Source organism: Plantibacter sp. PA-3-X8 (assembly GCF_003856975.1).
GTDB classification, from domain to species: Bacteria; Actinomycetota; Actinomycetes; order Actinomycetales; family Microbacteriaceae; genus Plantibacter; species Plantibacter auratus.
In genome coordinates this window covers 2,004,821-2,027,443 of the sequence record NZ_CP033107.1, presented here as the reverse complement: position 1 = coordinate 2,027,443, position 22,623 = coordinate 2,004,821, and the positions used below count along the sequence as shown (strand labels likewise).

General features: G+C 68.6%; 18 protein-coding genes. 7 read left to right on the top strand and 11 right to left on the bottom strand.

Annotation, left to right across the window (positions count from 1 at the left end):
* The first annotated feature begins 5 nt into the window (after positions 1-5).
* Positions 6-1,580 (top strand): hypothetical protein, encoded by a 1,575-nt coding sequence (locus EAO79_RS09620; RefSeq protein WP_124768840.1) that lies wholly within the window; start codon positions 6-8, stop codon positions 1,578-1,580.
* Here the strand turns inward: EAO79_RS09620 and EAO79_RS09615 are convergent.
* The 3 genes from EAO79_RS09615 to EAO79_RS09605 all read right to left on the bottom strand — a co-directional run bounded on the left by EAO79_RS09615 (position 1,507) and on the right by EAO79_RS09605 (position 6,140).
* Positions 1,507-2,508, bottom strand: coding sequence for an SseB family protein (locus tag EAO79_RS09615; RefSeq protein WP_124768839.1), 1,002 nt, complete (start codon positions 2,506-2,508; stop codon positions 1,507-1,509). The genes EAO79_RS09620 and EAO79_RS09615 overlap by 74 nt on opposite strands.
* A gap of 70 nt (positions 2,509-2,578) precedes the next feature.
* Positions 2,579-5,047, bottom strand: a complete 2,469-nt coding sequence (locus tag EAO79_RS09610; RefSeq protein WP_124768838.1) for an ATP-dependent helicase — start codon at positions 5,045-5,047, stop codon at positions 2,579-2,581.
* Between the two features lie 13 nt (positions 5,048-5,060).
* Positions 5,061-6,140 (bottom strand): glycerophosphodiester phosphodiesterase family protein, encoded by a 1,080-nt coding sequence (locus EAO79_RS09605; RefSeq protein WP_124770136.1) that lies wholly within the window; start codon positions 6,138-6,140, stop codon positions 5,061-5,063.
* A gap of 194 nt (positions 6,141-6,334) precedes the next feature.
* Here EAO79_RS09605 and EAO79_RS09600 point away from each other — a divergent pair, with 194 nt between their 5' ends.
* Positions 6,335-7,192, top strand: coding sequence for a Bax inhibitor-1/YccA family protein (locus tag EAO79_RS09600; protein ID WP_064296659.1), 858 nt, complete (start codon positions 6,335-6,337; stop codon positions 7,190-7,192).
* A gap of 220 nt (positions 7,193-7,412) precedes the next feature.
* Here the strand turns inward: EAO79_RS09600 and guaA are convergent, their stop codons facing one another.
* The 8 genes from guaA to guaB all read right to left on the bottom strand — a co-directional run bounded on the left by guaA (position 7,413) and on the right by guaB (position 16,934).
* Entirely contained in the window at positions 7,413-9,017 is a 1,605-nt protein-coding gene (guaA, locus tag EAO79_RS09595; protein WP_124768837.1) for a glutamine-hydrolyzing GMP synthase, read from the bottom strand.
* Complete coding sequence (locus tag EAO79_RS09590) at positions 9,014-9,457, bottom strand: DUF3817 domain-containing protein (RefSeq protein ID WP_056778703.1); 444 nt, start codon at positions 9,455-9,457, stop codon at positions 9,014-9,016. The genes guaA and EAO79_RS09590 overlap by 4 nt, the downstream gene beginning before the upstream one ends.
* A gap of 37 nt (positions 9,458-9,494) precedes the next feature.
* Entirely contained in the window at positions 9,495-10,271 is a 777-nt protein-coding gene (locus EAO79_RS09585) for an SURF1 family protein (RefSeq protein ID WP_124768836.1), read from the bottom strand.
* Between the two features lie 64 nt (positions 10,272-10,335).
* Complete coding sequence (locus EAO79_RS09580; RefSeq protein WP_124768835.1) at positions 10,336-11,712, bottom strand: cation:proton antiporter; 1,377 nt, start codon at positions 11,710-11,712, stop codon at positions 10,336-10,338.
* Between the two features lie 2 nt (positions 11,713-11,714).
* Positions 11,715-12,242 (bottom strand): cation:proton antiporter regulatory subunit, encoded by a 528-nt coding sequence (locus EAO79_RS09575; RefSeq protein ID WP_056008027.1) that lies wholly within the window; start codon positions 12,240-12,242, stop codon positions 11,715-11,717.
* A gap of 109 nt (positions 12,243-12,351) precedes the next feature.
* Positions 12,352-14,085: a glycerol-3-phosphate dehydrogenase/oxidase gene (locus tag EAO79_RS09570; RefSeq protein ID WP_201299379.1), complete on the bottom strand. Its 1,734-nt coding sequence runs from the start codon at positions 14,083-14,085 to the stop codon at positions 12,352-12,354.
* A 140-nt stretch (positions 14,086-14,225) separates the two neighbouring features.
* Positions 14,226-15,344, bottom strand: coding sequence for a GuaB3 family IMP dehydrogenase-related protein (locus EAO79_RS09565; protein WP_124770134.1), 1,119 nt, complete (start codon positions 15,342-15,344; stop codon positions 14,226-14,228).
* Between the two features lie 87 nt (positions 15,345-15,431).
* Entirely contained in the window at positions 15,432-16,934 is a 1,503-nt protein-coding gene (gene guaB / locus EAO79_RS09560) for an IMP dehydrogenase (RefSeq protein ID WP_124768834.1), read from the bottom strand.
* Between the two features lie 315 nt (positions 16,935-17,249).
* On the opposite strand from guaB, the gene EAO79_RS09555 reads away from it, so the two are divergent.
* The 5 genes from EAO79_RS09555 (at position 17,250) to EAO79_RS09535 (ending at position 22,617) form a co-directional block, all read left to right on the top strand.
* Positions 17,250-18,467 (top strand): branched-chain amino acid ABC transporter permease, encoded by a 1,218-nt coding sequence (locus EAO79_RS09555; RefSeq protein ID WP_079706237.1) that lies wholly within the window; start codon positions 17,250-17,252, stop codon positions 18,465-18,467.
* Between the two features lie 10 nt (positions 18,468-18,477).
* Positions 18,478-19,458 (top strand): branched-chain amino acid ABC transporter permease, encoded by a 981-nt coding sequence (locus tag EAO79_RS09550; protein ID WP_124768833.1) that lies wholly within the window; start codon positions 18,478-18,480, stop codon positions 19,456-19,458.
* Positions 19,448-20,419, top strand: coding sequence for an ABC transporter ATP-binding protein (locus EAO79_RS09545; protein ID WP_064296668.1), 972 nt, complete (start codon positions 19,448-19,450; stop codon positions 20,417-20,419). The genes EAO79_RS09550 and EAO79_RS09545 overlap by 11 nt, the downstream gene beginning before the upstream one ends.
* The gene (locus tag EAO79_RS09540; RefSeq protein WP_064296669.1) at positions 20,416-21,192 is read left to right on the top strand and encodes an ABC transporter ATP-binding protein; all 777 of its coding nucleotides are present in this window, start codon (positions 20,416-20,418) and stop codon (positions 21,190-21,192) included. The genes EAO79_RS09545 and EAO79_RS09540 overlap by 4 nt, the downstream gene beginning before the upstream one ends.
* A 480-nt stretch (positions 21,193-21,672) precedes the next feature.
* Positions 21,673-22,617, top strand: coding sequence for a hypothetical protein (locus EAO79_RS09535; protein WP_124768832.1), 945 nt, complete (start codon positions 21,673-21,675; stop codon positions 22,615-22,617).
* Positions 22,618-22,623 lie beyond the last annotated feature (6 nt).

Here is a 22,623-nt window from a genome sequence, read left to right as displayed (position 1 = left end):
GGGGCATGACAACACACCACCTCCCCCAGACCGGCCGCCTCCTCGGCGGCAGACCGCGGATCCTCGGGCTCCTGGCAGCCGTCCCGATCCTGCTCACGCTCGTCCTCGGCATCGTCCTCGGCGGCGCGACCGCATCCTCCGCACTGACCGCCACCGGCGCCGCCTACGGTCACCGCGACGCGTCGAACGGCCGCTGGCTCGGCTCGTGGGCCTTCGACGACGGGACGGTCGGGTTCTGCATCAACCTCGACCTCCCGATCCCGCCGGGTCACGCCTACGAGCACGTCGACGGATCATCGCTCGGGTGGTTCACCCCCGAGGACGCCGCCCGCCTGGCCTACCTGTCGCGGCACTGGGGCGCCAGCCAGGACGCCGACGAGGCAGCTGCAGGCCAGCTCGCCACCTGGATCATCACCGGCCTGAACGGGTGGACGCCGGCGCAGATCGCCGCTCGGGCAGGAGCGAGCGCCGACCGCGTGCTCTCCCGGGCCCATCAGATGCTCGCCGAGGCCGACGGTCCCGGCGGCGCGAGTCGGGGAGCGAGCGCCACCATGTCCATCGAACGCGGCGAGGACGGATTCGACCTCGTCCGAACCGAACTCGCCGTCGACTTCATCTCCTCCGGCGTCACCACCCTGCCACCGGGCACCCACACCGGGACCGTCACCCTCGACGGCGCTACCTTCGAGGACGGCACGTCCGAGCGGGCCGTCGGGAACGGTGAGAGCCTGCGGATCCTGCCGAGCACCGATGCCGCCGTCGTGGCGTTCTCAGCGAACGCCACGTTCGGTGAGCTGCCCTACGGTGCCGGCCTCACGATCGCTCGAAGCGCCGCCAACGTGCAGAGCGTCCTCATCGCCCGCCCGATCACGGTCGCGGCCGGAGCGAGCGCCGACCGCGAGCGCCCCACGCCACTCCCCTTCCAGCCGGTCGTCGTCACCACCACCTCGCACGCGACGGCGACACCGGGAACCGAGGTCACCGACCGGCTGTCCGTCGGGATCGCGACCGACACCGGCCTCGCAGCGGAGTGGGGCCTCATCGGGCCGGAGGGTGGACCGTACACGCCGATCCCGGTGACCGTCCGAAGCCAGTTGCTCGGTCCGTTCGCGGAGCGCCCGGTCGAGGCACCGGAGGTCCCGCTCGGAGCACCGGTGGTCTGCGAGGTCGAGACGCTCGTGGATGCAGGCCCCGGCGAGTACACGACGCCGTCCTGCGTCCTCCCCGAGGACGGCTACTACGTCTGGGTCGAGCGCATCGAGCCGAGCGACACCCTGCCGGAGAACGGCGGCACGATGATCCGCCCCTGGCGATCCGCCTTCGGCGTCGCCTCGGAGATCACCCTCGCCTCGACGCCGACCGTGCCCGAAGCGCGCCTCGCCGAGACCGGCGCCGACGACCGCTCCCTGCTCCTGGCCAGCTCCGCGGCGATCGGAGCGCTCGCGCTCGGCGGCATCCTGCTCGCTCTCCGTCGGCGGATCACTCCGAGTGGTGCGGGTGCGGGGCTCAGCGCACGTCGAGGAGGGGTGCGAGCTGGGCGCGGTCGACGTCCAGCCACGGCGCCGCAGGGTTCACGATGATCCCGGTGATGCCCTCGTCGCTGCGGAGCGCGGCCGCGAGTTCCGCTGCGGTGACCGGGTACGCGTCATCCCCTCGTCCCAGTGCGGCGATCTCGATGGGCGAGGTGAAGACCTCGAGCAGTCGGCGGTCCCCGAGGCGCGTCTCCGCGATGCCGACGGTCTTGCGGTTGCCGTCCTCGTCGACCTCGGCGCGACCGGCTACGAACCCGCCGTGCGCGGCGAGTGCCGCCACCAGCCGCTGGAGGGCGTCGGGTTCTCGCGGCTGGGCGAGCGCCTGCTTCGCGAGGTCGTTGTTCCGGCCGTCCCCGAACAGACGCACGATCAGCGTCTTCGGGACGACCGCACTCGCCTTGCCGTCGGCGGGGTTCAGGACGATGCCGGCGTAGCCTTCGCCGGTCGCCTGACGGAGTGCCCAGACGGCGTCCACCGCGACCCCGGTGACCGGCCCGTCCGCCGTCCGCGTCTTCTCGAGCTCACGCGACGAGGTGAAGGCGAGGAGGTAGACGGCGCCCTCCGGGTCGCGGTGGACGCCGAGCGGGATGCGCCCGGCAGCCTTGTCTTCCTCCGAGACGCCGTCGAGGCTGGTGGACAACAGCAGCTTGCCCTGGATGCTCTGCCGCAACACGTGCATCATCGCCCGTTCATCGCCACCCTCCGCCAGGGCCGTGAGCGCCTGCGCGAGGTCGACGTTGGAGTCAGGCTCGACGGGAGCGGGCGCCCGGGCCGGCGCCGGGGCCGCAGCAGGCACGGAGACAGGTGCCTCCGGTGTCCGAGCGGCTGCGTTGACCGTCGTGACCGAGATCGACACCTGCGGCACGGTCTCCGGGGCTTCCGCGGCCGGATCCACCTCATCCTCAGGTGCGGATGTCTCGGCCTCCACGGCTGCAGATCGGGCATCGGACGCGTTGCGCTTGGAGAACAGACCCATGATGCATCAGCCTAGATGCTGGATCCCGCTCAGGGAACCGGCCGGACCGACGGTGCGCGCCTCAGCGCAGTCAGTCGAGCTTCTCGATGGGCGCGATCTTGATCAGCAGCTTCTTCGCTCCGGCTGACTCGAACTGGACATGGGCGATGCGCTTCGCGCCTTCACCGGTCACCGCGTTCACCCGGCCCGGTCCGAAGTCCGCGTGGGAGATGCGGTCGCCGGGAGCGAGCTCGAGATCGCCGTTGTCGCGGACCTTCGCCGTGATGCGGTTGGCCCAGGCCGTCTCCGGCTTGCTCGAACCGCCGGAGAACCGGGTGTCGCCCGCGGAGGCGCCCTCGGGGAGCGAGCGGACCGACCAGCGGTCGCTCGAGGGGGCACGGCGGGCGTTCAGGGCACGCGACTGCGTGCCACCACGACCGTTGACATTGCCGGGCGACTGACGCCACTCGATCAGTTCGGCCGGGATCTCCTGCAAGTAGCGGCTGGGCATGGCGACGGCCGTCTCGCCGTACTGGGCACGCGTCATCGCCAGCGAGAGGTACAGGCGCTTCCGGGCGCGGGTGATGCCGACGTAGAACAGGCGTCGCTCCTCGGCCGGGCCGCCAGGCTCGTTCGCCGACATCCGGTGCGGGAGGAGGTCCTCCTCGATGCCCGTCAGGAAGACCGCGTCGTACTCGAGGCCCTTCGCCGTGTGCAGGGTCATGAGCGACACGCTGCCCGTCGCGTCGTCGAGGTCGTCGGCCGCGGCGACGAGCGAGACCTCCGTCAGGAAGTCGACGATGCCGCCGTCGGGGTTGTTCTTGGCGAACTCCTTGGTGACGGCGATGAGCTCGTCGACGTTCTCGGCGCGTGCCTCATCCTGCGGGTCGCGACTGTTGCGCAGCGAGTCGAGGTAGCCGCTCTTCGTCATGAGGAGCGACAGGACGTCGCCGACGGCGGTCGCGGACGCCGTCGGGCGGTCGGCCGCGGCGGCGTCGTCGAGCGCGGCCTGCGCTTCGTCGAGGAGCGCCGACAGCTGCAGGATCGCGCTCGTGACCTTCGGCCCGAGCCCGAGGGCGTCGGCGCGCCGCATGGCCTCGCGGAAGGTGACGCCGTTGTTCTCGGCGAAGCTCGCGAGCGCCGTCTCCGTGGCCGGCCCGATGCCACGCTTGGGCGTGTTCAGGATGCGCCGCAGCGCCATGATGTCGGCCGGGTTCGCGACCGACACGAGGTAGGCGAGGGCGTCCTTGATCTCGGCGCGTTCATAGAACTTGGTGCCGCCCATGATCCGGTACGGGAGGGCCGCACGGATGAAGATCTCCTCGAGCGCACGCGTTTGGGCGTTCGTCCGGTAGAACACCGCGATGTCGCTGTAGGCCGTGCCGGCGTTCCGGAGCTTCTCGATCTCGTCGGCGATGAACTGCGCCTCGTCGTGGCCGGAGTACCCCGTGAAGCCGACGATCTTCTCCCCGTCGCCGACGGCCGTCCAGAGCTTCTTGTCCTTGCGGTCGAAGTTGTTGGAGATGACCGCGTTCGCGGCCGAGAGGATGTTCTGCGTGGAGCGGTAGTTCTGCTCGAGCAGCACCACCTTGGCACCCGGGAAGTCGCGCTCGAACTCGGTGATGTTCCGGATGTCGGCCCCGCGGAACGCGTAGATCGACTGGTCCGAGTCACCGACGACGGTGAGCGAGGCACCCTCGGTGCGGGTGGTGGCGAGCTGATCCGTGCCGGCCTCAGGCGCGCGGGTGAGCTCCCGGATGAGCGAGTACTGGGCGTGGTTGGTGTCCTGGTACTCGTCGACGAGGATGTGGCGGAACCGCTGCTGGTACTGCGCCGCGACGTGCGGGAACGCCCGGAAGAGGAACACCGTCTGGCTGATGAGGTCGTCGAAGTCGAAGGCGTTCGCGTCGGCCAGCGCGCGCGTGTACTTCCGGAAGACCTGCAGGAACACGAGTTCCTGCGGGTCGTTGGTGTTGATCGTGCGGGAGTACGACTCGACGTCCGACAGCTCGTTCTTGAGCTTCGAGATCTTCGCCGAGGTGTTCGACGGCGTGAAGCCGTATGCGTCGGCCTCGAGCTCCTTGATGATGCGCTTCAGGAGGGCACGTTGGTCGCCGCTGTCGTAGATCGTGAAGTTCTTGGTGAAGCCGAAGTGCTCGGCCTCGCGGCGGAGGATGCGGACGCAGGCGGAGTGGAAGGTGGAGATCCACATGCCCTGCGCGGCCTGGCCGACGAGCGCCTGCACCCGCTCGCGCATCTCGGCGGCGGCCTTGTTGGTGAACGTGATCGCCAGGATCTGGCTCGGCCAGGCCTCCCGCTGCTCGAGCAGCAGCGCAACGCGGCGGGTGAGCACACTCGTCTTGCCGGACCCGGCACCGGCGATGATGAGCAGGGCCTGGCCCCGGTACTCCACCGCGATCCGTTGCTGCGGGTTGAGCCCCTCCAGCAGCCGACTCCCGCCGGCACGCTCGTCGGAGGACGACTCGGGGACGGTTGCCGTGGGCCAGCCGACGATCACCGGTTGCACGGCGTCGGCGTTCGAAGAAGGAGAGCTCGCCATATCGCCTGCAAGTCTAGGCGCTGCCCCCGACATCGCTCGGCCGAGCATGACCGTCGCGGTGATCCGCACGGTCGCCGGCCGCCGACCGGGCGGCGACGCCGAGGTCGGCCTGGTCCACGAAGCAGCCGTCGACCCCCGAGGAGAGCACCAGGACGAACTCCTCGAGCCAGCGGCCGACCGCCGCCGGATCGGACCCGTCCCGGAAGGGTGGCGCGAGGAACCGGTTCTCGGGGCGGAGGGTCCAGGTGTAGACGCGCAGGCCCGCCGCGTGGGCACGCTCCACGAGGTCCGTCGGGTGGGCGCCGTCGTCGTCGCCCAAGTCGATGAGCATGGCCTTGTCGACACTGATGGCGTCGACCTCGAGGGCGAGCGCCGCGAGCCCGGCGTCGGTCATCGCGTCGGCGTAGGACGGGGCCGAATCCCCCAGCCGGGCGACGAGATCGCTCGGTCTGCCCGACCGCTCGATGAGGTACACGAACTCCGCCTGCACCCGACGGGCCTGCAACGCCATGAGGACCGACTGCTCGAACGACTCGATGATGAGCGGCTCCGCATCGGGATCGGTGCCGAACTCCAGGGCGGCGAGCTCCTCGGCGAGGAGCCGATCGAGCGGGAGGCCGATCGACGCGAAGTAGTCGGCGTGCTTCACCTCGGCCACGATGCCGACGGGTCGTCGGTGCGCTTCGGCCGCGCTGCGCACGACCGCGACGAGGTCGACGAACCGCAGGATGCCCTCGGTACCGTCGAATCCCGCGCTCACCGTCCGTACCTCGGGGATCCGCTCGCGTGCGGTCAGGGTCGACAGCTCGGCCCAGGTGAAGTCCTCGGTGAACCACCCGGTCAGCTCGTGGCCGTCGACGCGCTTCGTCGTCCGCCGGTCGGCGAACTCCGCTCGGGCGGCGACGTCGGTCGTCCCGGAGATCTCGTTCTCGTGTCGGACCACGAGGACTCCGTCCTTCGACGCGACGAGATCGGGCTCGACGGCGTCCGCACCGAGCGCGACAGCCAAGCGGTAGGAGGACTCGGTGTGCTCGGGGCGGTAACCGGGAGCCCCGCGGTGTCCGATGACGAGCGGGTTGGGCAGGGAGTCGATGCGCACGCCATCAGCCTAGGACGACGCTCCGGCGTGCGCGCAGGGAGCCGGCTGTCAGCCCGCCGCGAACATCGGCGTCCGTTCGGGGTTTTCCACGCGCGACCCGGCTGATTCAAAGGGAACTCGGATACTCTGGGTGTCAGCAGCGCCGCTTGGCGCGACACAGCCTCCACGACTGAGAGTAGGAATCAGCCATGGCCCTCGACAATCCCGCGTTCTCGAAGAACCCGGCATTCGCGAAGCAGGGAGGCGGGACGCTGCAGGCAGCTCAAGCAGCGAACCCCTCGCTGACCGCCGAACAGCTCCGCAAGATGTACGAGCAGCCCACCGCACCGGCGGGCGTCGGCACCGCCGACCGCATGACGATCGAGAACACGCTCGTCAAGACCCTCGGCTCGTTCGCCGTCCTCGTCGTGTTCGCCGTCATCTCCTGGATGTGGACGACCTCCCTCCTGCAGGCGGGCAGCGGCTACGCCCTCCCCATGATCATCGGCATGATCGGCGGCCTCGGCCTCGGTCTCGTCAACTCCTTCAAGAAGGAGCCGGTCCCGGCGCTCATCCTCGGGTACGCGGTCTTCCAGGGACTCTTCGTCGGTGGCATCTCGCGCGTCTTCGAGGCGAACCCGGCCTGGTCCGGCGTCGTCGTCCAGGCGGTCCTCGCGACCCTCGCCGTCGTCGGCGTGACCCTCGCCCTCTTCGCGAGCGGCAAGGTCCGCGCCTCGAAGAAGCTGACGAAGGTCTTCCTCGTCGCCATCATCGGCTACGGCGTCTTCCAGCTCCTCAACCTCGTGCTCATGTTCACGGGCGTGCTGAACAACCCGTTCGGCCTCTACGGCGCGACGATCTTCGGCATCCCGCTCGGGATCGTCATCGGCATCTTCGCGGTGCTGATGGGTGCGTACTCGCTGGTGCTCGACTTCGACTTCATCCAGCGTGGCGTGCAGAACCGCGCACCCGCCAAGTACGGCTGGACCGGCGCCTTCGGCATCATGGTCACGGTCATCTGGATCTACGTCGAGATCCTGCGTCTGCTGGCTATCTCCCGCAACTAGGAGCGCACGCACTGCAAGGCCCGTCCCGTTCGCGGGGCGGGCCTTCGTCGTTCCCCGGGCCGGTCGAGGTACTGCCCTTCGACAGGGACCGAACCCCTCGGACCGAGGCACCATCCCCGGTCGCTGAGCCACCCACCCCGGTCCCTGAGCCTGTCGAAGGGCGCGGACGACGGAAGGCCGCCCCGCGAACGGGACGGCCTTCCGATGGCTCAGGGAGCGATCACTCCCACTCGATGGTCCCCGGTGGCTTCGACGTGACGTCGAGCACGACGCGGTTGACGTCCTTCACCTCATTGGTGATGCGGTTGCTGATGCGCGCGAGGACGTCGTACGGCAGGCGGGTCCAGTCGGCGGTCATGGCGTCTTCAGACGAGACCGGTCGCAGCACGATCGGGTGGCCGTAGGTGCGGCCGTCGCCCTGCACGCCCACGGAACGGACGTCCGCCAGCAGGACCACGGGGCACTGCCAGATCTCCTGGTCGAGCCCGGCCGCGGTCAGTTCCTCGCGGACGATCGCGTCGGCGTCGCGGAGGAGGTCGAGACGCTCGGCCGTGACCTCACCGACGATGCGGATACCGAGTCCGGGACCGGGGAACGGCTGACGTCCGACGATCTCCTCCGGGAGGCCCAGCTCGCGACCGATAGCCCGGACCTCGTCCTTGAACAGGGTGCGCAGGGGCTCGACGAGTTCGAACTGGAGGTCTTCCGGCAGGCCGCCGACGTTGTGGTGGCTCTTGATGTTGGCCGTACCGGATCCGCCGCCGGACTCGACGACGTCGGGGTACAGCGTGCCCTGGACGAGGAAGCGGATGGGCTCACCCTCGCTCTGGGCCTCCTTCACGAGGTCGATCTCGGCCTGTTCGAAGGACCGGATGAACTCGCGGCCGATGATCTTGCGCTTCTGCTCCGGGTCGCTGACGCCGGCGAGCGCCGACAGGAACTGCTCGCGGGCGTCGACCGTGACCAGCCGGACGCCGGTCGAGGCGACGAAGTCCTCCTCGACCTGGCGTCGCTCGTCCTTCCGGAGCAGGCCGTGGTCGACGAAGATGCAGACGAGCTGGTCGCCGACGGCCTTGTGCACGAGCGCCGCGGCGACGGCCGAGTCGACACCGCCGGAGAGCCCGCAGATGACCTTGGCGTCGCCCACCTGGGCGCGGATGCGGTCGACCTGTTCGGCGATGACGTTGCCGCTGTTCCAGTCGGCCGGGATGCCGGCCGCCCGGTGGAGGAAGTTCTCGAGCACCTGCTGGCCGTAAGCGGAGTGCTTGACCTCGGGGTGCCACTGGACGCCGTAGAGGCCGCGTTCCGCGTTCGCGAAGGCGGCGACCGGGGTCGAGGCGGTCGAGGCGAGGACCTCGAAGCCCTCGGGGGCCTTGGAGACGGAGTCGCCGTGGCTCATCCAGACGTTCTGCTCGGTCGGGACGCCGTGCAGGAGGGTGCCAGGGACGTCGACGACGCTGGTCGCGTCGGTGGCGCCGTACTCCCGGAGACCGGTGTGCGCGACCTCTCCACCGAGCTGCTTGGCCATGACCTGGAAGCCGTAGCAGATGCCGAAGGTCGGGACGCCGAGCTCGAGGATGCCCTCGTCGAGCGACGGAGCGCCCGGCTCGTACACGCTGGACGGACCACCGGACAAGACGATCCCGACGGGGTTCTTGGCGGCGACCTCGGCGGCGGACACGGTGTGCGGCACGATCTCGGAGTACACGCCGGCTTCGCGGACGCGACGCGCGATCAGCTGCGCGTACTGCGCACCGAAGTCGACGACGAGGACCGGTCGGGCGGCGGTCTGCTCCGCTGCGGCGGCGGGGGTGGTTTCACTCACTGCATGGACTCCACGGGTTCGGCGGCCGCTGCTGCTTCGCGGCCGGAGAGGTAGCCCTTCACTTCCCGCGGGATGCGGCTCTCGAAGAAGAAGGACAGGAACGGGATGATGCCGCCGAGCGCGAGCCAGAGCAGACGCAGGACGTTCCACCGCATGAGGCTCCAGAGCCGGAACGCGGCGAACAGGTACACGACGTAGAACCAGCCGTGGATGATGAGGATGCCCGTGCTGAGGTTGACCGCGGTGGCGGTGCCGGAGGGCACGAAGGCGAGGAAGCCGTAAGCACCGCCGAGCTCGAGCTCGAGGCCGAACGCGTACTTCATGAGCATCTCGGCGCAGAGCGACAGGAGCAGCACACCGGTGATGGGGGCGGCCACCTGGTAGAACTTCAGCGCGCCTCGGATCGCGGGAAACGTCGACGGTTTCGGCTGGAGGGGCATGCCCCCATCTTACCCGTGGCCGCCAGGCGACCGGACATCACGGACGGAGCGCTGCGGCCTCCTCCTCGGCGTCCTCGAGCTCCTCGATCTCGCGCTCCCAGGCGTCCTTGGCGAGCCGGAACCAGAGGAACACGGCGAAGCACGCGAAGACGACCCACTCGGCCGCGTAGAAGATGTTCAACCAGTTGAGCTGGATCTCCTGGCTGGGCGCGGGCGACGAGATGGGCTCGAGTCCGTCGGCGGCGACGTCGTCCACGACGAACGCGCTGAACACCCGCAGGCCGTCGGCGTCGTTCCAGCGGTTCAGCAGTGCGGCGACCGACATGTTGTCGAGGTCGGTCGGTGCGGCGTCCGCTGCCGGCTCCTCCGGGCCCTCCGGCGGGTTCAGCCGCCCTTCGAGCTCGACGGCGCCGGTGGGGGCGTCCGCGTTCAACGCCTCTGCGACGCGGTCGGCGGTCTCGCGGTCCTTCGTCCAGCCGAGCGCGACCGCGAGACCGGCATGGTCAGGGCGGTCCGTCGCGAGGTGGCCCGTCACCCAGTACCCGAGCGTTCCGTCGTTCACCCGGTTGCCCACCACGAGGTAGTCCTCCGGCACCCAGGTTCCCGACACGCTCACCCGCTGTCCGGCGTCGGCCTCTCGGATGCCGACACCCGGTTCGAGGACGTCCGCGAGCGGCCGGACCGACTCGGTCTCGGTCGGCACCACCTGCCCGGATTCGATGGCGCGTGCGAGCTGCCACTGCCCGAGCGCGGCGAACGCGCCCGCGACGGCGAGACAGAGGACGAGGACGCCGATCCACCGGGGACGCAGCATGACGGAGCGGAGCGTCGGACGGACCTGTCCGTGGTTGTCGGGGCCTGGTGCCGACGGGGCGGTGCTAGTAATCGGGCTCTCGCTTTCGTGCTGGTGGTTCCTGGTCGTTCATCGCCTGTTCGACGAGTCGGTCGATGGCCGCCTGATCGGTGTCGGCGGGTGTCGTGTCCTGGGCGTCGCCCGCACCCTCGACGAGCGCGATGGCCTCCTCCGCCGTCGTGTCGACCTGCTCCACTCGGCGCGCCTTCCGGCGGCGCGGACGCAGGATGACGGCGCCGATCTGCTCGGACCGACCGGCGACGATCGGGCCCATCACGGCCATGATGAGCACGTAGAGCCCGGCGAACGGTTGGATGAGCGGATTGAGCCCCGCGCTCAGCGAGAGCGTCGCGAGGATGAGGGCGAACTCGCCGCGATTCTGCAGGATGACCGCGGCGTTGATCCCAGCTTGCGGCCCGAGTCCGTTGAGCCAGGCGACGAACTGACCGGCCAGGACGTTGAGGACCACCGTCATGAGGACGGCGAGGAGCACCGGGACGAGGACGCTGCCGAACTTCGTCGCGTCGAGCGCGAGCCCGAAGTTCAGGAAGAAGAACGCACCGAACACGTCGCGGAGCGGGATCGCGATCTGCTCGATCTTGTTGCGGAACCGGGTGGCACCGAGAACCAGGCCGATGAGGAAGGCGCCGATCGCGTCGGTGACCCCGAGGAGCTCGCCGATACCGCCGAACGCGACCGCGAGGCCGAAGAACAGGATCGTGAAGAGCTCGTCGTCCTTGGTGCGGAACAGCCGCGATACGAACCGACCGCCGAACCGGGCGATCGCGAACATCACGAGGATGAACGTGAAGGCGATCGCGAGCTTGCCGATGACCGGCCACACCTCGGTCTCGCCGCTCAGGACGACACCGACGATGGCGAGGTAGATCGCGATGAAGATGTCCTCCACCACGGTGACGCCCAGGATCATCGGCGTCTCGTCGTTCGTCAGCCGTTTGAGCTCGATGAGGAGCTTCGTGACGATCGCGCTCGAGCTCGTCGCCGTGATGCCGGCGATGATGAGCGCCTCCCGCGTGCCCCACCCGACCAGGAACCCGAACACCAGCCCGGCGGCCATGTTGACGAGGATGTAGGAGCCGCCGGAGACGATGAGCTTCCCGGCGTTGCCGAAGAACTCGTCCTGATCGAACTCCAGGCCGAGGTTGAACAGCAGGAGCACGAGGCCGAAGACGGCGATGAGTTCGATCTGCGCGCTGGCGAAGTCGAGCGGGAACCAGCCCGTGTACGGACTCGCGAGCAGGCCGACCAGCATGTAGACGGGGATCGACGGGAGGCCGATCAGCTTGCCGAGGCGGCCGAGGATGTAGGCGATGACGAACAGGACGCCGAGGATGAGCAGATCCTGGCCGAGGTGGGGGTTGTCGGTCGCGGCGTGCAGCATGCCTACCCTCCGGGCGGAGCGTCGACGGCGACCTTCTTGACGGCGCCCGAACGGAAGTAGGCGAAGGCCTTGGCGACCTTCTCGGGACTGCCCGCGACGACGAGGGTGTCTCCCGGGAAGACCCGGAAGTCCGCAGCAGGGGCCGGGTTGGCGGAGTCGCCGCGCACGACGGCGACGACGGTCAGCCCGACCATGCCCTTCTCGGCGGGGTTGCCGAGCGGCTGCCCGGCGATGTGGTCTTCGTAGTCGACGGTGAACCAGTCGATGCTGAGCCCGGGGATCTGGTCGAGCGCGCTGAGCGACTCGGTGATCTGCGTGCCACCGAGGAGTTCGGCCAGCGTGTGCGCCTCGTCCTCGTTGAGCCGGAGCGACACCTTGCCGGCATCGGCGCCGTCCTCGTGGTCGGCGAAGGTGATGAGGTCGCTGTGGCCGGACCGGTGGGCGATGACGCCGACCTTGCCGCCGTCGTCCGTGACGAAGGTGTGGAGCACACCGACCCCGGGAAGTTTGACCCGCCGAACATCCACCATGGCTGTACTCCTCAGGCTTGTTGTGGCAGTCCTCCTAGTCTATCCGCCACACCTGGCCCGCTCGCCCGAGGCGCCCGCAGCCGTTGCGCTGCGGGCGATCACCGCCGGTTCAGGCCCCGGGGACGATGTCCGGTGCCTCCAGGCGCACGCGGTCGGCGGCCTCGTCGTTCGGCTGTTCCTGCGAGGCCCGCTCCGCCGCGACGCGCGTGAGGTAGTAGGAGACCTCCTTCTCGATGCGCTCCTCGTCCCACCCCAGGACCCCACCCATGAGCTTCGCCGCGACCGGGGCCGCCGAGACGCCACGGTCCCAGGCCTCGATGGAGATGCGCGTCCGACGGGCGAGGACGTCGTCGAGGTGGAGAGCACCCTCGTGGGAGGCCGCGTAGACGACCTCCGCCCCGATGTAGTCGTCCGCCCCCGGCAGCGCTTCGGCGAGCGTCGGGTCATCCTTGATGAGGTCGAGCAGTTCGTCCGTCAGCACGCCGTAGCGGTTCAGCAGGTGCTCGATGCGAGCCGTGTGCACCCCGAAGGCCCGCGCGATCTTGCCACGCTTGTTCCAGGCCGCCTGGTACCCCTCGGCTCCGAGGAGGGCGATGTTCTCCGTCGCGCTGGCCGGGATCTTGCCGTCGAGTGCATCCACCGCGGCGTCGATCGCGTCCTTCGCCATGACCCGGTAGGTGGTCCACTTGCCGCCGGCGATGACCACGAGACCGGGCACGGAGTGCGCGACGAGGTGCTCGCGAGAGAGCTTCGACGTCTGCTCCGATTCGCCGGCCAGCAGCGGACGGAGGCCGGCGTAGACGCCCTCGACGTCCTCTCGGGTCAGCGGCACGGCGAGGATCGTGTTGACGTGGTCGAGCAGGTAGTCGATGTCGGCCGCGGTCGCCGCCGGGTGCGCCTTGTCGAGGTGCCAGTCCGTGTCGGTCGTGCCGATGAGCCAGTGCCGGCCCCACGGGATGACGAAGAGGACGCTCTTCTCCGTGCGCAGCAGGAGACCCATGTTCGACTGGAAGCGGTCGCGCGGGACGACGAGGTGGATGCCCTTCGACGCGCGGACCTTGAACTGGCCGCGCTCCCCCACCATCGACTGCGTGTCGTCGGTCCACACCCCGGTCGCGTTGACGACCTGCTTGGCACGGATCTCGAAGCGCTCGTCGGTCTGCAGGTCGTGCGCCTTGACGCCCACGACGCGCTGTCCGACCTTGACGAACCCCTCGACCCGCACGCGGCTCGCGACGTGCGCGCCGTAGGCCGACGCCGTCCGCGCGAGTGACGAGACGTACCGGGCGTCGTCGACCTGGGCGTCGTAGTAGGTGAGCCCGCCCACGAACGCGTCCGACTTCAGACTCGGGATCGAGGTCAGGACCTGACGCTTGGACAGGTGCCGGTGGTGCGGGACGCCGGGCGGACGGCCACCGCTCCAGCTGAAGAGGTCGTAGAGCAGCATGCCGGCGCCGATGTAGAGGCGCTCGAAGACCGGCTTGTTGAGCGGGTACAGGAACCGGACCGGCTTCACCAGGTGCGGCGCGATGCGCTGCAGCAGCAACCCGCGCTCGATGAGCGCCTCCCGGACGAGTCGGAAGTCGAGTTGTTCGAGGTAACGGATACCGCCGTGCACGAGCTTCGAGGACCGGCTCGAGGTGCCGCTCGCCCAGTCACGCGCCTCGAGCAGACCGGTGCTCAGACCGCGCGTGACGGCGTCGAGCGCAGCACCGGTGCCCACGATGCCACCACCGACGACGAGGATGTCGAGCTCTTTCGACTTCAACGCTTCGATCGCGGCGTCGCGCTCCTCCATCCCCAGCTTGGTGGAACGTGACACGTTGTTGTGGGTGGTGGCCATCGTCGAACTCCGCTCGCTGGAACCGCCCTCGCGATGATCCTGCCGGAGGCAGGTGCTCGTCCACGAGGCTCTGCCTCAGAGGCTAGTCGGCGCGATGCGACCCGACAACCGCTTGCGGAAGCGGCTCGCTTCCGGCAGGGCTAGGCGCCCTGGTACGGCGCGACGACGACCTCGACCCGCTGGAACTCCTTGAGGTCGGAGTAGCCGGTCGTGGCCATCGAGCGACGGAGCGCGCCGATGAGGTTGGCCGTACCGTCCGACTTCGGTGACGGGCCGTACAGGATCTCCTCGAGGGTCGCGACGGTGCCGACCTCGACACGGCGACCGCGCGGCAGGTGCAGGTGGTGCGCCTCGGCACCCCAGTGCCAGCCACCGCCGGGTGCGTCCGTGGCGCGGGCCAATGCGGTCCCGAGCATGACGGCGTCGGCACCCATCGCGACGGCCTTGACGATGTCGCCCGAGGTCCCGAGACCGCCGTCGGCGATGACGTGCACGTAGCGGCCGCCGGACTCGTCGAGGTAGTCGCGACGCGCACCGGCGACGTCGGCCACGGCGGTCGCCATCGGGGCGTGGATGCCGAGCGAGGCCCGCGTGGTGGAGGCCGCACCGCCACCGAAGCCGACGAGCACACCGGCCGCCCCGGTCCGCATGAGGTGCAGGGCCGCGGTGTACGTGGCCGCGCCACCGACGATCACGGGGACGTCGAGCTCGTAGATGAACTTCTTGAGGTTGAGCGGCTCCTGGTTCTTGGAGACGTGCTCGGCGGACACGGTGGTGCCGCGGATGACGAAGAGGTCGACCCCTGCGGCGACGACCGTCTCGTAGAGCTCCTGCGTGCGCTGCGGCGAGAGGGCGGCGGCGACGGTGACTCCGGCCGCGCGGATCTCGGCGAGCCGGGCCCTGACGAGTTCGGGCTTGATGGGCTCCGAGTAGATCTCCTGCATGCGCGCGGTCGCGCGGCCGACCGGCAACGACCGGATCTCGGCGAGCAGCGGCTCAGGGTCTTCGTACCGCGTCCAGAGGCCCTCGAGGTCGAGGACGCCGACGCCGCCGAGCTGGCCCATCATGATCGCGGTCGTCGGCGAGACGACGGAGTCCATCGGTGCTGCGAGCACCGGGATCTCGAACTGGTAGGCGTCGATCGACCAGGACACCGAGACGTCCTGTGGGTCGCGGGTCCGCCGCGACGGGACGACGGCGATGTCGTCGAACGCGTAGGCGCGCCGTGCGCGCTTTGACCGGCCGATCTCAATATCCATGCTCACCGCACCAGCCTACCGGTCGCCTGGAACGAGGACGGTCCGGCAGGCGGAAGCCTGCCGGACCGTCGGTGTTCGTGCGGGTGCCTACTTGCGGTAGTTCGGCGCCTCGACGACGATCTGCACGTCGTGCGGGTGCGACTCCTTGAGGCCCGCCGAGGTGATGCGGACGAACTTGCCCTTGGCCTTCAGCTCGCCGATGTTGCGCGCGCCGACGTAGAACATGGACTGACGCAGCCCGCCGATGAGCTGGTACGCGACGGCCGACACCGGGCCGCGGTAGGGCACCTGGCCCTCGATGCCCTCGGGGATCAGCTTGTCGTCGCTCGGCACGTCGGCCTGGAAGTAGCGGTCCTTCGAGTACGAGGTCTTCTCGCCTCGCGTCTGCATGGCTCCGAGCGATCCCATACCGCGGTAGTTCTTGAACTGCTTGCCGCCCACGAACACGAGGTCGCCGGGGCTCTCGTCGGTGCCGGCGAGGAGCGAGCCGAGCATGACGGTGTCGGCACCCGCGACGAGTGCCTTGGCGATGTCGCCCGAGTACTGCAGACCGCCGTCGGCGATGACCGGGACGTTCGCCTCGCGCGCCGCGAGCGACGCCTCGTAGACGGCGGTGATCTGCGGGACACCGACACCGGCGACGACGCGCGTGGTGCAGATGGAACCCGGACCGACGCCGACCTTGATCGCGTCAGCACCGGCCTCGATGAGGGCCTGCGCGCCGGAGCGGGTCGCGACGTTGCCGCCGATGACGTCGACACCGGCGAACGCCGGGTCGGCCTTGAGCTTGCGGATGATGTCGAGCACGCCGGCACTCTCACCGTTGGCAGTGTCTACCACGATGACGTCGACGCCGGCGTCGAGCAGCTGGCCCGCACGGGACCAGGCGTCGCCGAAGAAGCCGATGGCCGCACCGACCCGCAGACGACCCGTGTCGTCCTTCGTGGCCAGCGGGTACTTCTCGCTCTTGTCGAAGTCCTTGACGGTGATGAGGCCCTTGAGCTTGCCCGCCTCGTCGACGAGGGGCAGCTTCTCGATGCGGTGCTGCGCGAGGAGCGCCATCACCGCGTTGCGGTCGGTGCCGACGGGAGCGGTCACGAGACCGGTGCTCGTCATGACCTCGCTGACGCGGGTCGTGGCCTTCTCGAACGGCGACACGAAGCGCATGTCGCGGTTCGTGATGATACCGACGAGCACACCCTTGTCGTCGACGACCGGGAGGCCCGAGATGCGGAACTGGCCACACAGTTCGTCGACCTCGGCGACGGTGGCGTCGGCCGTGGTGGTGATCGGGTTCGTGATCATGCCCGACTCGCTCCGCTTCACGCGGTCGACCTGTTCGGCCTGGTCGGAGATCGACAGGTTGCGGTGCAGGATGCCGATGCCGCCCTCGCGAGCCATCGCGATCGCCATGCGGGCCTCGGTCACGGTGTCCATCGCGCTCGACAGCAGCGGCGTGTTCACGGTGATCCGCTTCGTCAGGCGGGACGAGGTCTCCGCCTCGCTCGGGATGACGTCGGTGTGCCCGGGCAGCAGCAGCACGTCGTCATATGTGAGTCCTACGAATCCGAACGGATCAGGCTGGTCCATTTATCCCTCTCATAGCCACGAACACACCGGAGAAACGCAGACCTGCCGGTATCACCATCGTAACCGAGCGGGGCCTACCCCTATTCCACGATCCCGACAAATCGATGCGGAGAAATACGCACGGGCGAAACATGTAGGCAATAATCAGGTTCTATCGTCGAACAGCGTTGTCCGACGCAGGAGAACGGTCCACGGAAGTGGCCCGGCACTGGAGGTGCAGTGAAGTTCGCTGGAACGACCCGAAACCCGAGACTGGCACGGAGATTCGTGCTCCTCATCGCCCTGTTGTTCGGGGCCATCACCCTCACGTCCGTCATGAGCGCCGTCCCGGCCCATGCTGACGAGGTGGGCGAGGAGTACGACTTCTACTTCGCTGGGAACGTCAAGTACGACGACAAACCACTCGAAGGCGTGAACATCACGGTCGACGGCAACGGCTACAAGGCCGATGTCGACACCGACGCCGACGGCAAGTGGAAGATCGGCGTCCCCGAGAAAGGTACGTACAAGGTAACGCTCGACGAGGAGACCCTCCCGAAGGGCGTCATCGTCGCCGAGGGCGGCTCGACCATCGAGGCCGAGTTCGGTCTCACCCAATCGAAGTCGGTGAACTTCTTCCTCGGCGAGGGCGTCCGCGTCACCGTCAGCTTCTGGGATCAACTCGCAGAACGACTCGTCAACGGCCTGAACTTCGGGCTCATGCTGGCCCTGGCTGCCATCGGAGCCTCCCTGGTGTTCGGCACCACCGGACTCAGCAACTTCGCCCACGCGGAGATGGTGACCTTCGGCGCGATCATGGCGCTCGTGTTCGGGGTGTTCCTGCAATGGCCGATCTGGCTGGCCATCATCATCGCCCTCGCCCTGAGCGCCGCGTTCGGCTTCGCGCTCGACGCCGGCATCTGGAGACCCTTGAGACGCAAGGGCGTCGGCATCGTGCAGGTGATGATCGTCTCGATCGGCCTGTCGCTGGCGCTCCGCTACGTCTTCCTCTACTTCGTCGGCGGCGGGACGTTCCAGCTGCCCGGTTCGGGAGAGGAGAACATCAAGCTGTTCGGCACGGTCTCGCTCAGCGTGACCGACATGATAAGCATGGCGGTCAGCGTCGTGGTGCTCCTCGGTGTGGCCTGGTGGCTCATCAAGACGAAGACCGGCAAGGCGACGCGAGCCATCTCGGACAACCCGAGCCTCGCAGCGGCCAGCGGCATCGACGTCGACCGCGTGGTCCGCATCGTCTGGATCCTCGCAGCGACCCTCGCCGGCCTCTCCGGCATCCTGTGGGCGTACTTCCGACCGGGCATCAAGTGGGACATGGGAGCGCAGCTGCTCCTCCTCATCTTCGCGGCCATCACCCTCGGCGGGCTCGGAACCGCCTTCGGCGCCATGGTCGGCGCCCTCATCATCGGCATCCTCGTCGAGGTCTCGACGCTCTGGATCCCGTCTGACATCAAGTACGTCGGCGCCCTCGTGGTGCTCATCGCGGTGCTCCTCGTGAGACCGCAGGGCATCCTCGGACGTCGCGAGAGAATCGGTTAGGGGCACGCGCATGGACTGGGGAAGCATTCTCTCGAACACGCTCGCTTGGGTCATCAGCCCGGAGACGATCGCGTACGCGCTCGCAGCACTCGGCTTGGCCGTGCACTTCGGCTACGGCGGTCTGTTGAACTTCGGTATGGCGGGGTTCATGGCGCTCGGCGCCTACGGCTACGCCATCTCGATCCTGAGCTTCAACCTCCCGTGGTGGGCGGGCATCATCGTCGGCTGTCTGGCCTCGGTGGTCTTCGCCTTCATCCTCGGCATCCCGACCCTGCGACTGCGGGCGGACTATCTGGCCATCGTCACCATCGCGGCGGCGGAGATCGTCCGACTCCTCTTCACCACGCAGGTCTTCGACGAGTTCACGAACTCGGCCGACGGACTCGGTAACTACCACGCAGGGTTCCGGGCCGCGAACCCGATCCCGGAGGGCATCTACGGCTTCGGCCCGTGGGAGCTCAACGCGAACCAGTGGTGGGTCCGCATCTTCGGCATCCTGCTGCTCGCCGTCGCCGCCCTCCTCGTGTTCCTCCTCATGCGCAGCCCGTGGGGCCGTGTGCTGAAGGGCATCCGCGAGGATGAGGACGCCGTGCGCGCCCTCGGCAAGAACGTGTTCGCCTACAAGATGCAGGCGCTCGTCGTCGGTGGTGTCTTCGGCGCACTCGGCGGGGTGGTGCTGGCACTCCCCTCCGCGGTCGTGCCGAGCGTGTACGTCACGAGTCTCACCTTCTTCATCTGGACGATCCTCCTCCTCGGTGGAGCCGCGACGGTCTTCGGGCCGCTGCTCGGCTCGGTGATCTTCTGGGTGATCATGGCGTTCCTCTCGAACGTCCTCCCGGCGCTCGTGAAGGCGGACGTCCTGCCGTTCATGAGCTCGACGCAGGCGTCGACGCTCCGCTACGTGCTGGTCGGTGTCGCGCTCATGCTGATCGTCATCTTCAGGCCGCAAGGCATCCTCGGAAACAAGAAGGAGCTGACCTTTGTCAAGTAACAGCTCACCCACCTCGCGACCGGTCAAGACCACCGGCCTCCACGTCGGCGAGATCGTCCCGGGCGTCAAGAAGGTCGACCCGATCCTCATCGCGGACCAGGTCACCCGGACCTTCGGCGGCCTGCAGGCGGTGAACGTCGAGCACCTCGAGGTGCCCCGCAACGCGATCACCGCCCTCATCGGCCCGAACGGTGCCGGTAAGACCACGCTGTTCAACCTGCTGACCGGCTTCGACAAGCCGAACACCGGGACGTGGAACTTCGACGGCAAGAGCCTCGGGGGCGTCCCGGCGTTCAAGGTCGCCCGCATGGGTCAGGTCCGGACCTTCCAGCTGACGAAGGCGCTCGGCCTGCTCACGGTGCTCGAGAACATGAAGCTCGGCGCGACCGGCCAGACCGGCGAGGGCATCTTCTCCAGCCTGGTGAAGCCGCTCTGGCGGAAGCAGGAGGAGGACCTCGAGGTCAAGGCGATGGACCTCCTGCGTCGCTTCAAGCTCGACACCAAGCGTGACGACTACGCCGCCAGCCTCTCCGGTGGGCAGCGGAAGCTCCTCGAGATGGCGCGGGCGCTCATGAGCGACCCGAAGCTCGTCATGCTCGACGAGCCGATGGCCGGCGTCAACCCGGCGCTCACGCAGTCCCTGCTCGACCACATCCTGGCGTTGAAGGACGAGGGCATGACCGTGCTGTTCGTCGAGCACGACATGCAGATGGTCCGGCACATCGCCGACTGGGTGGTCGTCATGGCCGAGGGTCGCGTCGTCGCCGAGGGCCCGCCCGACACCGTCATGGAGGATCCGGCCGTCATCGACGCCTACCTCGGGAGCCACCAGGACGTCGACCTCGGGGTCGTGACCGGCAGGATCGCCGGAGAGGACAGCGCTGCGGCCGAGGAGCTGCTCGCCGAGATCGAGGACGAACGGCTCGCGGCTGGTGCCGAGCCCGAGGAGGAACGGAAATGAGCGACGTGAAGGGTGCGCCGGTCGGCGGCACTGCGGTCAAGACCGCCGAGATGGTCGTGGAGGTCACCGATCTGACCGCCGGGTACCTCCCCGGCGTGAACATCCTGAACAGTGCCAACCTGACCGCCCGGAAGGGCGAGCTCATCGGCATCATCGGACCGAACGGTGCGGGCAAGTCGACGCTGTTGAAGGCGATCTTCGGACAGGTCAAGGTGCGCAGCGGACAGGTGCTGCTGAACGGCGAGGACATCACGGGGCTCCGGGCGAACAAGCTCGTGGCCCGCGGCGTCGGGTTCGTCCCGCAGACGAACAACGTGTTCCCGAGCCTCACCATCGAGGACAACCTCAAGATGGGGCTGTTCCAGAAGCCGAAGCAGTACAACGAACGCCTCGAGTTCGTCACCGGGATCTTCAGCGAACTCGGCAAGCGGCTCAAGCAGCGCGCTGGTTCGCTGTCGGGTGGTGAGCGCCAGATGGTCGCGATGTCGCGGGCCCTCATGATGGATCCGCATGTGCTGCTCCTCGACGAGCCGTCCGCGGGATTGTCGCCGGTGCGCCAGGACGACGCGTTCATCCGGGTCTCGGACATCAACAAGGCCGGCGTCACCACGATCATGGTGGAGCAGAACGCACGTCGCTGTCTGCAGATCTGCGACCGCGGGTACGTGCTCGACCAGGGTCGTGACGCCTACACCGGGACGGGCCGCGAGCTCCTCTCGGATGACAAGGTGATCGGCCTCTACCTGGGCACGCTCGGCCAGGACGAGGACTGATCAGGGCGATCCCCACTCGCGGGTCGGCGGGTACTTCGGTACCCTCGAACATGCTCGTCCCGGCCGCGTGCCGAGCGACGGGCCAGAAGCCACCGGATCCCGACCGGTGAACGAACCACAACTCCTCCCTCCCCCGAGGGGCACCGTCGTACCAAGACGGCCTCCTGAGACGGGGACGGAGGAGTTGTGCATTCTCCCTCCTCCTCCTTTCGCCAGCGCGGTGCGCTGACGCGAGCGCGGTCCTGGCGCGTGAGCGCGGGTCTCCGGAGGCGCGCGCTCACGCGCTGGACCCGCGCTCACGCCGAATCCCCGCCCCCACGGCACAGCGACCCGCGCTGAGGCCGACGACCCGCGCTGGCGTCAGCGCACCGCGCTGGGCGCCGCTCCACCCTCGCTCCACCGGAGGCCGGATGGGAGTAGTTCTCCACATCGCTTCCACGACACGAGGTGACGGCGGAGGCGAACGGGCACGGTGAGGCGATGGAATCCTTCGATCTCAACCTGCTCCTCCGCCCGAACGGACTCCTGCTCGTCCGCGACGCACGTCGGGTCGGTGCCGAGCGTCTGGTGAGCGCCGCCCACCGCGACGGCGACCTGGTGCGACTGCGGAAGGGCATCTACGTCCCTGAACCGATATGGAGTTCCCTGTCCCCCGATGACCGCTACCGGGTCCGGATCGATGCGGCGGCCGTCGCGCTCCGGAAGGACGCACTGTTCAGCCACTACTCGGCGGCGCGGTTGTGGGGACTCCCGATCGTGGGTCCGTGGCCTCCCGAGGTGCACACGCTGACGAGCGGTGATCGCGGAGGGCGTTCGGCACCCGGCATCATCCGTCACACGACGCAGGGCTCCGTCACGCGACGGATGCGGCACGGGCTCGCGGTCACGGACCCGGCACGGACCGTTGTCGATCTCGCTCGGATCGCCCGCCTCGAGGACGCCGTCGCCGTCGCCGACGCTGCCCTCCGGCTCAAGCTCACCGACGAGACGGCGCTCCGCTCGCTCGCACGAGACCTGCCGGGCCGTCGGGGAGGGCGCCAGGTGCGTTTTGCGATCGAGTTCGCGGACCCCCTCGCCGCGAACGGTGGTGAATCGAAGATGCGGGTCGTGATCGCGCAGCTCGGTTTCGCCCTGCCGGTGCTGCAGCAGGCCTTCTCCGACGCGGACGGACCGGTCGGTGTGGTCGATGCGGTCTGGCCGGACGAACGCATCATCCTCGAACTCGACGGCCGCCAGAAGTATGTACGGGAGGAGTTCACGCAAGGACGGGATGTGGCCGACATCGTCCTGGCGGAGAAGCATCGGGAGGATCGGCTGCGCGCGCTCGGCTACACGGTCGTCCGCGCCACCTGGGAGGACCTCGTCCATTCGAGCCGGCTCGCCGCGAAGCTCGAGCGCGCGGGACTGCAACGCGCGTTCCGTTGACTCGGG